The organism is Paenibacillus sp. ClWae2A, from assembly GCF_032452295.1.
Lineage (GTDB): Bacteria > Bacillota > Bacilli > Paenibacillales > Paenibacillaceae > Paenibacillus.
The window spans coordinates 1,044,541-1,058,194 of sequence record NZ_JAULSQ010000001.1 but is presented as its reverse complement, the minus strand read 5'-3'; the positions used below and the strand labels follow the sequence as shown (position 1 = coordinate 1,058,194).

General features: G+C 44.3%; 14 protein-coding genes. 11 read left to right on the top strand and 3 right to left on the bottom strand.

Annotated features, from left to right (window positions below; all coding sequences use genetic code 11):
* Positions 1-2: 2 nt before the first annotated feature.
* From QVE09_RS04370 to QVE09_RS04360, 3 genes are all read left to right on the top strand, one after another.
* Positions 3-770, top strand: a complete 768-nt coding sequence (locus QVE09_RS04370; protein ID WP_315936094.1) for a thiazole synthase — start codon at positions 3-5, stop codon at positions 768-770.
* A complete protein-coding gene (locus QVE09_RS04365) occupies positions 767-1,822 on the top strand; it encodes a ThiF family adenylyltransferase (protein ID WP_315935833.1) in 1,056 nt (351 codons plus the stop codon). Before QVE09_RS04370 ends, QVE09_RS04365 begins: the two co-directional genes overlap by 4 nt.
* Before the next feature lie 119 nt (positions 1,823-1,941).
* The gene (locus QVE09_RS04360; protein WP_315935832.1) at positions 1,942-2,646 is read left to right on the top strand and encodes a winged helix-turn-helix domain-containing protein; all 705 of its coding nucleotides are present in this window, start codon (positions 1,942-1,944) and stop codon (positions 2,644-2,646) included.
* Between the two features lie 111 nt (positions 2,647-2,757).
* On the opposite strand, the gene QVE09_RS04355 is transcribed toward QVE09_RS04360, so the two are convergent.
* A complete protein-coding gene (locus QVE09_RS04355) occupies positions 2,758-3,258 on the bottom strand; it encodes a C40 family peptidase (RefSeq protein WP_315935831.1) in 501 nt (166 codons plus the stop codon).
* Positions 3,259-3,554: 296 nt separating this feature from the next.
* Entirely contained in the window at positions 3,555-4,196 is a 642-nt protein-coding gene (locus tag QVE09_RS04350; RefSeq protein ID WP_315935830.1) for a thiamine diphosphokinase, read from the bottom strand.
* A 186-nt stretch (positions 4,197-4,382) separates the two neighbouring features.
* On the opposite strand from QVE09_RS04350, the gene QVE09_RS04345 reads away from it, so the two are divergent.
* Both QVE09_RS04345 and QVE09_RS04340 read left to right on the top strand, forming a co-directional pair.
* Complete coding sequence (locus tag QVE09_RS04345; RefSeq protein ID WP_315935829.1) at positions 4,383-5,084, top strand: trimeric intracellular cation channel family protein; 702 nt, start codon at positions 4,383-4,385, stop codon at positions 5,082-5,084.
* Between the two features lies 1 nt (position 5,085).
* On the top strand, positions 5,086-5,556 hold the full coding sequence (locus QVE09_RS04340; protein ID WP_315935828.1) for a low molecular weight protein-tyrosine-phosphatase: 471 nt from the start codon (positions 5,086-5,088) through the stop codon (positions 5,554-5,556).
* 164 nt (positions 5,557-5,720) lie between these two features.
* Here QVE09_RS04340 and QVE09_RS04335 read toward each other — a convergent pair whose 3' ends face one another.
* The gene (locus QVE09_RS04335) at positions 5,721-6,455 is read right to left on the bottom strand and encodes an alpha/beta hydrolase (protein WP_091020737.1); all 735 of its coding nucleotides are present in this window, start codon (positions 6,453-6,455) and stop codon (positions 5,721-5,723) included.
* Between the two features lie 256 nt (positions 6,456-6,711).
* Between QVE09_RS04335 and pdhA the strand changes: the two genes are divergently transcribed.
* From pdhA to QVE09_RS04305, 6 genes are all read left to right on the top strand, one after another.
* Positions 6,712-7,779 (top strand): pyruvate dehydrogenase (acetyl-transferring) E1 component subunit alpha, encoded by a 1,068-nt coding sequence (gene pdhA, locus QVE09_RS04330; RefSeq protein ID WP_017688072.1) that lies wholly within the window; start codon positions 6,712-6,714, stop codon positions 7,777-7,779.
* A 101-nt stretch (positions 7,780-7,880) separates the two neighbouring features.
* Complete coding sequence (locus QVE09_RS04325; protein ID WP_278294639.1) at positions 7,881-8,858, top strand: alpha-ketoacid dehydrogenase subunit beta; 978 nt, start codon at positions 7,881-7,883, stop codon at positions 8,856-8,858.
* A 176-nt stretch (positions 8,859-9,034) separates the two neighbouring features.
* Positions 9,035-10,357 (top strand): dihydrolipoamide acetyltransferase family protein, encoded by a 1,323-nt coding sequence (locus QVE09_RS04320; RefSeq protein ID WP_315935827.1) that lies wholly within the window; start codon positions 9,035-9,037, stop codon positions 10,355-10,357.
* A gap of 3 nt (positions 10,358-10,360) precedes the next feature.
* Complete coding sequence (lpdA, locus tag QVE09_RS04315; RefSeq protein ID WP_036613658.1) at positions 10,361-11,776, top strand: dihydrolipoyl dehydrogenase; 1,416 nt, start codon at positions 10,361-10,363, stop codon at positions 11,774-11,776.
* Between the two features lie 465 nt (positions 11,777-12,241).
* On the top strand, positions 12,242-13,036 hold the full coding sequence (gene thyA / locus QVE09_RS04310; protein ID WP_047843377.1) for a thymidylate synthase: 795 nt from the start codon (positions 12,242-12,244) through the stop codon (positions 13,034-13,036).
* A gap of 51 nt (positions 13,037-13,087) precedes the next feature.
* Entirely contained in the window at positions 13,088-13,576 is a 489-nt protein-coding gene (locus QVE09_RS04305) for a dihydrofolate reductase (RefSeq protein WP_315935826.1), read from the top strand.
* Positions 13,577-13,654 lie beyond the last annotated feature (78 nt).

The window sequence follows — 13,654 nt, the reverse complement described above, 5'->3', positions numbered from 1 at the left end:
TGATGTTGAACATTGGTAAATATACGTTTGAGTCCAGATTGTTGCTCGGAACAGGCAAGTTTTCGGATCTGGAAGTGCAAAGTCAGGCTGTGGAAGCATCTGAAACGGAAGTTTTAACCTTTGCTGTTCGTCGTCTGAATCTGGAGGAACGTAACCAGAAGCATTTCCTGGATACGTTGGATCTGGACAAATACACTCTTCTTCCGAATACGGCTGGGGCTTCCACTGCGGAAGAGGCGGTGCGGATTGCCGAGCTTGCGCGGGCTTCAGGACTTTGTGATATGATAAAAGTCGAAGTCATCGGAGATGGAATAACATTGCTTCCAGATCCGATTGAAACGTACAAGGCTTGCGAAATTTTGCTTGAAAAGGGCTTCACGGTATTGCCTTATATTTCGGATGATGTCATTCTGGCCAAAAGGCTGCAATTGCTTGGCGTACATGCTGTAATGCCTGGCGCTTCTCCCATCGGAGCTGGCAGAGGCATCATCAATCCCTATAACCTTGAGATCATCATTGAGCAGGCTGTTGTACCTGTAATTGTGGATGCAGGATTGCGCTCCCCAAGAGATGCTGCTTATGCGATGGAACTTGGTGCAGATGGTGTATTGTTGAATACAGCTGTATCCGGATCAGGAGATCCAGTGGGCATGGCTAAAGCGATGCGATTGGGGGTAGAAGCGGGCAGACTGGCATATGAAGCAGGCATGATTCCCGTAAAGCGTTATGCAGCAGCCAGTAGTCCGGTGGAAGGAATGGTTCATACATGACAGATCAATTAACATCATCATCCTCAGAACAGGCCGATCGTTATTCCAGACAGGAACGTTACGCGCCACTTGGCAAGGAAGGCCAGGCCAGATTAAAGGGCAGCAGAGTTTTAATTGTAGGCGCTGGCGCACTCGGAACAGGGATTGCAGAAACGTTAGTTCGTTCAGGAGTAGGACATTTAACGATTGTGGATCGTGATTATGTGGAGTGGAGTAACCTGCAGCGGCAGCAATTATATGTAGAACAGGACGCGATGGAGCGGATACCGAAGGCAATGGCGGCGGAAAAACGATTATCTGCTATTAATTCCACGGTTCATGTGGAAGGGAAAGTGTTGGATGTCAGAGTAGATGAATTGGAAGAACTCGTCCAGCATACCGACTTGATCATGGATGCAACGGATAACTTTGATACCCGACTACTCATTAACGATATGGCACAAAAACACCGTATTCCCTGGATTTATGGTGGATGCGTAGGTAGTTACGGCATCACCTATACGTTTATGCCTGGAGATACGCCATGTTTAAATTGTTTGCTGGGTGAAGTCCCTCTGGGTGGAGATACCTGTGATACGTCTGGCATCATACCCCAAGCGGTACAGATGGTAACGGCAAATCAGACAGCAGAAGCGATGAAGTTGCTTAGCGGCAATGCAAATGCAATGAGGCGCAAGTTGTTGTCATTTGACGTGTGGAGGAACGAATACATATCCATCAATGTGGATGGTGCAAAAAAGAAAGACTGTCCTTCCTGTGGCACTTCGGCAACGTATCCATATCTTTCTGCGTCCAATCTGGAGAAAACCGATGTGTTGTGTGGCAGGGATACTGTTCAGATCCGCCCTGCACGGCGTATGAATCTGGATCTTCAACATACGGCGGATCGCCTGAATAGACTTGAAGAGGGAAAAGTGGAATCCAATCCGTTTCTGGTTTCTTTTACAACAGGAGTCCATAGAATGGTCATTTTCCAAGATGGACGTGTCCTCGTACACGGAACAAAAGATACAGCTGAAGCACGTACGCTCGTTCATCGCTACTTTGGTTAAAGCAAAAAAGAAGCAAAGTCTATTCCCTTGAGGGAATGGACTTTTTCATTTTACGGCATGCTATCTGTACCAACCATTGCTGCGAGCAGCGGGGATAGAGACAGGCCGGGTGAAAAAGAGTGAAAACAGCCATTTTGCTGATTGGAGCAGGAGAGCAGGTCAGCCTTATTCAGGATGTTTTATGTACCGAAGGGTATGAGGTGCAACGAATGGAGTGGTCCGAACTAAACCAATCCGTTGAACCTTCTTTGCTGCGTATTAACCTGATCATCCTGATAGACCGGGAAGAAGGAAAGGAACATTGTGGCCAGGATCAGAAATTAGAGTTAAAACGGTGGATAGATAAAGGTCAGGTTACACCTCTACTAGTTATCACTTCAAATGCATCTCCTCAGTGCATCGTGGAATGGCTTGATTACGGAGCTAATGACGTGATGGAGGAACCCATCCACTTGACCGTGATGCTCGCCAGAATACGAAACTTATTGCGTGTTTTTGCGAATGCAACCCCAGAGGGGGAAGAAGTAATTGTAGTTCATGATCTTAAAGTGAATTTGCGTTCAAGACGGGTAAATCGGGCGGGTGAATACCTGACATTAACCCCAAAAGAGTACGAATTGCTGGAATTTTTGGCCCTGCATGTGAATGAAGCATGTACCCGGAGTGATATTTTACGAGAGGTATGGGGGTATGAGTATGCGATGGATACCAACGTTGTGGACGTGTATATCAAACATCTGAGGGTTAAGGTGGATAAGGGAAGAAGTGTGAAACTGATTCATACTGTGCGTGGGATCGGTTATATGCTTCATGATAAAAATTAGATATTTCACCGCATTCCATGAATCTCCAGTTTAAAGTTTGGTGAAAAGAGGGTAAACATAAAAAAGGCCGGATCATTGCCTCCGGCCCTTACTCATTAGCTATAAACGGTACTAAAGTACACGACGAGCTTTAACGTACGTTCTCTTCCAAGTACCGGAGTTCAGATCCGAGATCGTTACGCCTGGAGACCCATACGTATGCAGAATCTTTCCGTCCCCTGCGTATACGCCTACATGAGTAACGTTGGAGCCCGTAGAACGGCTACCGCTGGAGAAGAACACCAGGTCACCAACACGCAGATTTGCTTTGGATACAGCTGTACCTTCTTTGGATTGGCTTACGGAAGTGCGCGGCAAGTCTACACCATACTTTTTGAAAATATATTTCATAAAAGAAGAGCAGTCAAAAACTTTGGTTGTTGATGTTGAAGCACCAAATTCATATGGAGTTCCAGTGAATTGTTTACCATAGTTAACAATCTGTTGACCTGTAGACACAGATGCAGTTGCTGCCTGTGCAACAGGGGCGTTAGTCATTAATACAGCTCCAAAACCTAGTGTAGCGCACAACCCGACGGTTACGGCCTTTTGGACAAAGATGTTTGTTTTCATATTAGTTAGTACCTCCAAAATTCGTTTTCGTTAAGTTGCTAGAGCGAGTATAACAGCTTTGTAACAGCCTAGAAATTGGATAAGGATGTGTAATCCCTTGCGCCACAGTGGTTTGGGTATGTTTATTAAAATATAATTAAAAATGTCAAAAAATTAATCATTGACGAATGATAAACAAAGATAAAATAGAAAAGACCCTTGAGTCTCAAGGGTCTTTGTTGTGTATGGACCTATTTTCTTATCGAAATCATTGGTTACAAAAACGTAATAATTAAGAATCAAGCAAGGGGATACATTTAATCTTTGCTCTGAATAATCAGTAGTAAGCCACTATCGATAGTGACTGTGCCAGAGGAACCTAAGAGTTGATTGCTTACACCCAAGGATTGTCCCATGCGAATGGTGGCTTGATCCAGCGGATACATGAAACCATCTAGAGTTATTCCTGTAACTTCATGAGTTAAGGGGAGCAGAGAAACATATTTATAGTCACGGTGCTCAACCACAGCTTTGGATGTTGTCAGTGTCATGTAGTTGTGTTTGTCCTGAATGGCACAGGAGATATGATGCTGCATCGCCCGAACCATGATATGTACATTGGCGAGTGTGTGATCCATACGTGTACCTGTAGCACCTAACATAAGAATATGAGAAGGTTCGTGATCTAGCGCTGTCTCAAAAGCCATTTCCGTATCGGTAAGATCCTTATGAACAGGGTCGCATGTAATGAATTTAGTGCTATTGTTACTAACAATTATACGTTCCTCTTCGGAGATAGAGTCGAAATCTCCAACTGCAACATGAGGCTTAATGCCGTGTTCAATTAAAAATAATGCGCCGCGATCGGCCGCGATGATCATGTCATCTTCACGTATTTCCTGAAGTAATTCCGGAGATAGATTTCCGCCTGTAAAAATAACAATCCGTTTCACCGTCATTTTATTTCATCCTTCCTAATTCAGAGAAAAATAGTTCGTTCATTGTTCAAATATAATGTTGGAACCTGTACAAATATATTCACCAAACCAGTATAATCCACAAAATGTGGTTGCACAATTTCAGTGCTCGCGGATACAATGGGTAGAGCGACATGGAGATGACTTGAAAAGTGAGGTTTGAACAGGTTGGACTTACACATTTTTGAAGTATTCAGCATTATAGGTACTATCGCATTTGCAATGTCCGGTGCCTTCGTGGCAATGGAAGAGGAGTATGACATTTTGGGTGTACTGGTGCTTGGGCTTGTCACGGCATTCGGAGGCGGGATTATCCGGAATGTACTTATAGGTATACCTGTAACGACACTATGGAGTCAGGGATCACTTATTATGTTAGCCTTAGTATCTGTAGCGATTGCGTTTATATTGCCTCTCAAGTGGATTAGTCACTGGAAGCGAACAGAGGCGTTGTTCGATGCAATCGGACTCGCAGCATTTGCAATTCAAGGGGCGCTGTACGCGGCGAACATGGGACATCCTATTAGCGCAGTTATCGTTGCAGCAGTAATGACCGGTATTGGTGGAGGCGTTATTCGTGATGTGCTTGCTGGACGTAAACCGCTTGTATTGCGTGACGAAATCTATGCTGTATGGGCAATGACAGCCGGTTTTGTTATAGGTATGGGCTGGTTAACAACGAATGCTGGATTATTGCTTTGTTTTGCGGCCGTTGTGTTCTTCCGGATGTGTTCTGTGCATTATAAATGGAAACTGCCACGCCGTTCGTTGGTGCCATCTGAGACTGGGAACGTCAGTCCTAAGCCGGAAAGCATTGCAACACAGCCAACATCGTCGGTACTTCAAGGTACGTTAAGCAAGGGGGATTAATATGATTCACGTTTTGTTTGTATGTCTGGGCAATATATGTAGATCACCAATGGCTGAAGCCGTTTTGCGTCACAAAGTCCTGGAGAAGGGGCTTGAACACCAGATTCGTGTGGACTCTGCGGGTACAGGGGACTGGCACGTTGGTAAACCTCCGCATGAAGGGACTCGAAAATTGCTGGATTCGTACCAGATTTCTTATGCCAACATGGCAGCAAGACAATTCGCCAGCGAAGACTTTACTCAATTTGATTACATTGTGTGTATGGATAATTCGAATGCAGATAATGTGCGCAATGTTCCAGGCGGAGCTGAGGTGGACATTATTAAGTTTATGGACATGCTTCCAGAAGAAAAACTCAGGGAAGTACCTGACCCGTATTACACAGGCAATTTTGAAGAGGTGTACGACTTGGTTAACGCAGGCTGCGAAGTTCTGTTGAGAAAGATTGAAGAGGAACATTCTTTAACCTAGTAAATAAACATGATCTGATATGTAACTTGTAATCGGACAAAGAAGCAGGAGCGAGCACTCAAGCAAGCAGGATATCCTGCTTCTTTTTCAGATTACAATTGTAAGCGGTATCATTGTAATTTAAAACAAAAGCGGCATTTCAGCCGCATGTTGATGTGGTCCAATTATCTTTCCTGAAGAAAATATAGCAATGCTTCTGGTAATTCCTTCTGCCAAAAACCCCATTGGTGTTTTCCGTCTTTCTCCTGGTAGGAGACGAGAGCACCTCGTTTTTCCAGCAATTCTCGAGTATCCCGGTTTAATTGAACAAAATCATACGTACCTGTGTCTGCCTCGAAATCAGTCTCCTGCAAACCAACGATCATCCAGATCGAAAGCCAAGACAGATCTTCAGCTGCGGCATAGATTTCCTGTGAAGCAGAGTAGAAGGCACCAGACATGCTGATGACACGTGTGAACAGATCCGGATATAACAGAGCAAGATGAAGCGAAACACTGCCACCAAGCGAGTCTCCGGCAAGAATGCGTTCCTGCGGAGAACGACGCACAGGATATTTCTCTTCTATATAGGGAATAATCTCTTCAGCGAAGCAAGCGGTATATGCCTTGAACCGATCTCCGAATGGAGCATATTCCTGCGTTCTCACAGACACATCGACCTGAACCCCTACAATAATGAAAGGCTCGGCTCCTTCGTCCAGAATAATTTGGTTAGCTGTTGTAGCAATTCGTCCGAAATTAAAAAATTCTTCGCCATCCTGACAATAAACGACAGGGTAGCTAAGCAATTCGTTATAACCCGGAGGAAGGTAAATACGGAGCGTTCGCTTCTCTCCGAGATAGCGACTTTCAATCTCTTCCTTCACAATCGTGCGTTTCAAATAGCGGGAATCCGTCATAAAACGTCACCTTTCTCGGTTAATTTTTTGCATTCGACCGCGCAATACGGTAAGATTACCCTTGTGCGGGGTTAGGTCAAACACGCAATCATGTATTATGCTGTTATACCAATATTAAGCCCCTGTTATACATACAATCCGGCAGGAAACATAAAAAAATTACGGATTTCTTTGACGTATGGAGTGAAACAGGTGTATAATAATATTATAACAGCGGAACTTGATATTCAAATTTTTTGTTGAGGTGAAGAAAAAAATGAGCAAGGTTCCTTATGAAGTGTATACAGAGGATGTAGAAGCTCTGTCCGTGCTGTCTCCTGACGGCGAAATTGTTAACAAAGACATGATGCCTACACTTTCCGATGATCAATTAAAAGAAATTATGTACCGCATGGTATTTACCCGTACTTGGGATGACCGTGCAGTAAACCTGGGCCGTCAAGGTCGTCTTGGTTTCTATGCTCCAGTATCTGGTCAAGAAGCTACAATGGTTGGTAGTGAATTTGCAATTGAAAAAGAAGACTTTGTATGTCCTGGCTATCGTGACATTCCGCAACTCGTATGGCATGGACTTCCTCTTTATCAAGCATTCTTGTACTCCCGTGGACACCAACATGGTGGACAAATTCCAGATGGCGTTAATGTATTGATGCCACAAATCATCATTGGTGCACAAATTCTGCATGCAATGGGTATCGCTATGGGTTACAAATTGAAGAAACAAAAACAAGTTGTTATCACGTACACAGGTGATGGCGGTTCTTCTGAAGGTGACTTCTATGAAGGTCTGAACTACGCTGGTGTATACAAACTGCCTGTTATCTTCTTTGTACAAAACAATGGTTATGCTATCACAACTCCTTTTGCTAAACAAACAGCAGCTCTGTCCATCGCTCACAAAGCGGTAGCAGCAGGTATTAAAGGTGTTAAAGTTGACGGTATGGACATCTTCGCTGTTATCAAAGCTGTTCAGGAAGCTGCTGAGCGTGGACGTAACGGAGAAGGTGCAACATTGATCGAAGCAGTAACATACCGTTTCCGTCCTCACTCCCTTTCGGATGATGCTTCCAAGTATCGTACAAAAGAAGAAGAGGCAGAATGGTCTGCTAAAGATCCTATCGCACGTTTTGCTAAATATCTGGAGAAAAAAGGTCTTTGGACTGAAGAAGATACAGCACGTGTGAAAGAAGAAGCAAAAGCTAAAGTAAATGAAGAGATCAAAAAAGCGGAAAAAACCGAGAAAATGACGATTTCAGGCTTGATCGACAGCATGTTCGAACAAACGCCTAAGCACTTGGAAGAGCAAAAAGCTGATTTCCAATAAGTTTTTTCCGATAAAGCATAAACATCCGCGACTTTAATGTCCTGGTATACATGTACGAATTCAAATGTGAACTGTCAATGTTTAAGGAGGAAATGAAGCAAATGGCACAAATGAACATGAAAGAAGCAATCCGTGATGCGCTTCGCGTGGAGTTGAAACGTGATCCTAACGTTCTGCTTTTCGGTGAAGACGTAGGTAATGTAGGCGGCGTTTTCCGTGTAACGGAAGGTCTGCAAAAAGAGTTTGGCGAAGAGCGTGTATTTGATACACCACTGGCTGAGTCCGCTATTGGTGGTCTGGCTGTAGGTCTGGGTGTACAAGGCTTCCGTCCGGTTGCTGAGATCCAATTCGTTGGTTTTATCTTCGAAGCCCTTGACCAAATGGTAGTGCAAGCTGCTCGTATGCGTTTCCGCTCCGGTGGAAAATACAATTCTCCAATCGTATTCCGTACACCATTCGGTGGCGGCGTAAAAGCGGCAGAATTGCATACAGATTCCCTGGAAGGTCTGCTCACGCAAACACCAGGTATCAAAGTCGTTGTTCCTTCTAACCCTTACGATGCAAAAGGTCTGATGATCGCTTCTATTCGCGACAACGACCCTGTATTCTTCATGGAGCACTTGAACTTGTACCATGCTTTCCGTGCAGAAGTGCCTGAAGAAGATTACGTTGTTGAATTGGGTAAAGCGAACGTTGTTCGTGAAGGTTCCGATGTAACAATCATTACTTACGGTATGATGGTTCACACTTCTGTGAAAGCAGCAGAGGAACTCGAAAAACAAGGAATCAAAGTTGAAGTTATCGACCTTCGTACGGTTAGCCCGATCGACATCGATACTATCGTTGCTTCCATTAAGAAAACAAACCGTGCAATTGTTGTACAAGAAGCTCAAAAGAGCGCAGGTGTTGCAGCTGAAGTCATTGCCCAAATCAATGAAAAAGCAATCCTGCACTTGGAAGCACCGGTTCTGCGTGTAGCTGGTCCGGACACTGTATATCCATTTGCACAAATCGAAGATACATGGCTGCCTAACCCAGCGCGTATCGTTGCTGCGGTTAACAAAGTCGTAAATTTCTAATTTAATCATCTGACATGCCGCAAGGCGCAGTATGGTGATTCACACCGCAGCGCAAGCTGCACTGTAAACAGCCATTAGCCCCTTGAGTAACAGTTATTTGCATTAGCAGTAACAGTTGTTTCTTGGAGTTAAGGGTTGTTTTCAGGATTGAGCACATAATCAAGGAGGTTTTTCAGTTGGCTAAATTTGAATATAAATTCCCTGAATTGGGCGAAGGCCTACACGAAGGCGAAATCATCAAGATGCACATCAAAGTCGGTGACAAAGTAACTGACGACGACATCATCATGGAAGTACAGAACGACAAAGCGGTTGTAGAAGTACCTTGTCCGGTTAACGGAACAGTTACAGAAGTATTCGCTAAAGACGGTCAAATCTGCCACGTTGGTGAAGTTGTAGCGATCATCGATGCAGAAGGCGAAATTCCTGAGCAAGACGACGCTCCTGCTGGCGATCAAGGTGAGCAAGAGAAAGATGCAGCTCAAGGCGGAGCTGACACAAGCGGTTCTTCTGCAGCAGCTTCCAGCACGGATGCAGCTAAAGAAGGCGGCAATAACAACGTTCCGGCAGTACCTGCCAAAGACGTTCTGGCAACACCAAGCGTGCGTAAATTTGCTCGCGAACAAGGTGTAGACATCGCTCAGGTTAACGGCACTGGCAACAACGGTAAAGTAACCAAAGAAGATGTTGAATCCTTCAAAAACGGTGGCGGTTCTTCCGCAGTGGCATCTTCCGAAGCTCCGGCTCAAGAAGAGAAAAAATCCGCAGCACCAGCAGCAGCTGCAGCTGATCAATACCTTGAAGAAGAGCGCGTACCATTCAAAGGTATCCGTAAAGCGATCTCTAATGCAATGGTTAAATCGGCTTACACAGCACCTCACGTTACAATCATGGACGAAGTGGACGTAACTGAATTGGTTGCTTTCCGTACTCGCATGAAACCAATTGCAGAGAAAAAAGGAACAAAAGTTACTTATCTGCCATTCATCGTTAAAGCACTGGTTGCGGCTTCCCGCCAATTCCCGGCTCTGAACGCTATGATTGATGAAGAAGCTAACGAAATTGTTTACAAAAAATACTACAACATCGGTATCGCTACAGATACAGACAACGGCTTGATCGTTCCTGTTATCAAAGATGCTGATCGTAAATCCATCTGGATGATCGCTGATTCTATCCGTGATCTGGCTGCTCGTGGTCGTGACGGCAAATTGAGCGCGAATGAAATGAGAGGAAGCACAATCTCCATCAGTAACATCGGTTCTGCTGGCGGTATGTTCTTTACTCCAATCATCAACTTCCCTGAAGTTGCTATTCTCGGAACAGGACGTATCAGCGAAAAAGCAGTGATCAAAAACGGCGAAGTAGTTGCAGCACCTGTAATGGCTCTTTCCCTGAGCTTTGACCACCGTATCATCGATGGCGCAACAGCACAAAACTTTATGAATTACATTAAACAGCTGCTCGCTAACCCTGAGCTGCTTGTTATGGAGGTGTAAGATATGGTAGTAGGCGACGCTTCTCTCAATATCGACACATTAGTAATTGGTGCGGGTCCTGGCGGCTATGTAGCTGCCATCCGCGCTGCTCAACTGGGCCAAAGCGTATTGATCGTAGACAAATCCGAACTGGGCGGTGTTTGTTTGAACCGTGGATGTATTCCATCCAAAGCCCTGATCTCTGCTGCTCACCAATATGAGTCTGCACTTCACGGTGAAGCTTTTGGTATCTCTGCTGAGAACGTGAAAGTGGACTTCAGCAAAACTCAAGAGTTCAAAAACGGCGTTGTTAAGAAAATGACTGGCGGCGTAGCTGGTTTGCTCAAAGGCAACAAAGTTGAAGTTTTCAACGGTGAGTGCATGTTCATCAACGAAAACGAAGCTCGTGTATTCAATGATCACGAGTCTCCACGTTACAAATTTAAAAATGCAATTATTGCAACAGGTTCTCGTCCAATCGAACTGAAACCTTTCCCGTTTGGCGGACGCATTCTGTCTTCAACAGAAGCTTTGAACTTGCCTGAAGTACCAAAAAGCATGATCGTTATCGGTGGCGGATATATCGGTGCTGAGCTTGGTCAAATGTACTCCAAATTCGGTGCAAAAGTAACAATCATCGAAGGTTTGGATACAGTACTGCCAGGTTTCGATAAAGACATGACTAGCCTTGTAGCTAAAAACATGAAGAAAACAGGCATCGAAATCGTAACGGGTGCAAAAGCTGAAAGTGCTGAGCAAACGGATAAAGATGTAACTGTTAAGTATTCTGTAAATGGTGAGTCCAAAGAAGTTACTGCAGATTACCTGCTGGTAACTGTTGGACGTCGTCCAAACACAGATGGAGAACTGGGTCTCGATATGATTGGTGTTGACGTTGACGAGCGTGGATTTGTCAAAGTTGACCACCAAGGTCGTACCAGCATTCCTCACATCTTTGCTATCGGTGACATCGTATCTGGCTTAGCTCTGGCACACAAAGCTTCTTATGAAGGTAAAGTGGCTGCTGAAGCAATCGCAGGACAACCATCTGTAGTTGACTACAAATGTATGCCAGCTGTTGTGTTCACAGATCCAGAGTGTTCCAGCGTAGGTTACACTGAGAAAGAAGCTAAAGAAAAAGGTTACAAAGTAAAAGCAGGCAAATTCCCTTATGCGGGTAACGGCCGTGCTGTATCTTTGAACCACGCTGAAGGCTTCGTGAAAATCGTAGCTGACGAAGAAAGCGGCCTGGTATTGGGTTGCCAAATCGTAGGTCTGGAAGCTTCCAACTTGATCGCTGAGCTTGGTTTGGCAATTGAAATGGGTGCAACTTTGGAAGATCTGGCTCTCACAATTCACGCTCACCCAACTTTGGGCGAAATCGTGATGGAAGCTGCGGAATTGGTTATGGGTCACCCGATCCACATCATCTCCCGTTAAGATCATCTAAGCTTCGGATCCGTCCGGCATTATACGTATATCAGAAGAGACGAATGACGCTAACGCGTTATTCGTCTCTTTTTTCTGAGCAAAAGCTGAGAAATTCAAGATAGTTGTGTATGTGATATGATGAAAAGTTACACGCTCAAAAGTTTCAGTGAATTGATTTTATCCAACAACTCAATTGTGGTACACTGTAGTAATGATCAGCCATGATGTGGCTCCAAGCCAATCACGGTCTATGTATTTAGTATTGAAGTTAAACTAATCTTTTACACGAGAACGTAGAGGACAGAAATAACCTGAAGAAGCGGAGTGTTCGCCTTTATCCCCGCATTTTTACTTTGGAAAAGGAAATCAAAAAAATCTGGGGATAACAGCGATCGGAAGGTTGTTCTGTCATCGGAGTGGTAAGTGTAAATAATCTTTAGTTTAGTACGAATAAAAGTGCGAGGGGATATCAACATGAAAAACTATCTCGATTTATTACAGGATATTCTGAACAACGGCGTGCATAAAGGAGATCGTACCGGAACAGGAACACAATCTGTATTTGGCAGACAGCTCCGTTATGATCTCTCTGAAGGATTTCCGCTGGTAACAACCAAACGAATTCATCTCAAATCGGTTATTCATGAACTGTTATGGTTTTTGAGTGGCGATACCAATATATCTTATCTGAAAGAAAACGGTGTGAAGATCTGGGACGACTGGGCGGACGAAAATGGAGATCTTGGACCGGTATATGGATCGCAGTGGCGCACATGGGAAGCACCAAACGGAGAAAAAATTGATCAGATCGCCGCAGTGATTGATTCAATCAAAAATAATCCAGATTCACGTCGTCACCTTGTCAGCGCATGGAATGTGGCTGAGATCAACAATATGAAGCTTCCACCTTGTCATTTTGCGTTTCAGTTTTACGTTGCAGAGGGTAAATTATCATGTATGCTTACAATGCGTTCCGTGGATACGTTCCTCGGGTTACCGTTTAACATCGCGAGTTATGCGCTCTTGACTCATATGATTGCCCAGCAATGTGATCTTGAGGTGGGTGATTTCATTTGGTCTGGAGGGGATGTTCACATCTACTCTAACCATGTTGATCAGGTTAAAACTCAGCTGAAGCGTGAACCTTATGCTTTACCTAAGCTGGTAATCAAGCGTAAGCCGGATTCTATTTTTGATTATAAGTTTGAAGATTTCGAGTTTGAGAACTACCAGCATCATCCGGGCATTAAAGCTCCAATTGCAGTCTAATTTATGTGTTCAATCTCGATAAGAGACTTGGATTGAAGGAGTGTATTACCCTTGAGTATTGAATTGGTATGGGCAATGGGGGAGAACGGTGTGATCGGATTGAATAATTCGATTCCATGGCGTTTACCCAAAGATATGGCCTTTTTCAAACAACGTACGTTAAACAAAACGATTATCATGGGGCGTAACACGTGGGAATCTTTTGGTGGTAAGCCGCTTCCTCAGCGCCGAAATATCGTAGTGACAAGAGATCTGGACTATAAAGTGGACCAAGCTGAAATCGTACATACGATTGAAGAAGGGCTGAGTATAACCAAAGGTGAGGAACTGTGCGTAATTGGGGGTTCCCAAGTATATCGTGAGTTCTTGCCCCTCGCCGATCGTCTTGTGGTAACCAAAATTCATGAGAATTTTGAGGGAGATACGTTTTTCCCTGAAGTGGATTGGTCCGAATGGGAACTGATTGAACAGATTGAAGGCGAACAGGATGAAAAAAATGTTCATGCGTATACATTCGAATTTTATGAACGTAAACAATAAATGTGGCATAAGAAAATCCTGACTTCGGTCGAACCTGTATGATGAGAGGCGCTGATTGCGAAATATTCGTGAACAGCG

Excerpts from the sequence above, each read along its gene's own strand:
- QVE09_RS04370 (WP_315936094.1), top strand. The coding sequence starts at position 3 with ATGTTGAACATTGGTAAATATACGTTTGAGTCCAGATTGTTGCTCGGA.
- QVE09_RS04365 (WP_315935833.1), top strand. The coding sequence starts at position 767 with ATGACAGATCAATTAACATCATCATCCTCAGAACAGGCCGATCGTTAT.
- QVE09_RS04355 (WP_315935831.1), bottom strand. The coding sequence starts at position 3,258 with ATGAAAACAAACATCTTTGTCCAAAAGGCCGTAACCGTCGGGTTGTGC.
- QVE09_RS04350 (WP_315935830.1), bottom strand. The coding sequence starts at position 4,196 with ATGACGGTGAAACGGATTGTTATTTTTACAGGCGGAAATCTATCTCCG.
- QVE09_RS04340 (WP_315935828.1), top strand. The coding sequence starts at position 5,086 with ATGATTCACGTTTTGTTTGTATGTCTGGGCAATATATGTAGATCACCA.
- QVE09_RS04335 (WP_091020737.1), bottom strand. The coding sequence starts at position 6,455 with ATGACGGATTCCCGCTATTTGAAACGCACGATTGTGAAGGAAGAGATT.
- pdhA (WP_017688072.1), top strand. The coding sequence starts at position 6,712 with ATGAGCAAGGTTCCTTATGAAGTGTATACAGAGGATGTAGAAGCTCTG.
- QVE09_RS04325 (WP_278294639.1), top strand. The coding sequence starts at position 7,881 with ATGGCACAAATGAACATGAAAGAAGCAATCCGTGATGCGCTTCGCGTG.
- lpdA (WP_036613658.1), top strand. The coding sequence starts at position 10,361 with ATGGTAGTAGGCGACGCTTCTCTCAATATCGACACATTAGTAATTGGT.
- thyA (WP_047843377.1), top strand. The coding sequence starts at position 12,242 with ATGAAAAACTATCTCGATTTATTACAGGATATTCTGAACAACGGCGTG.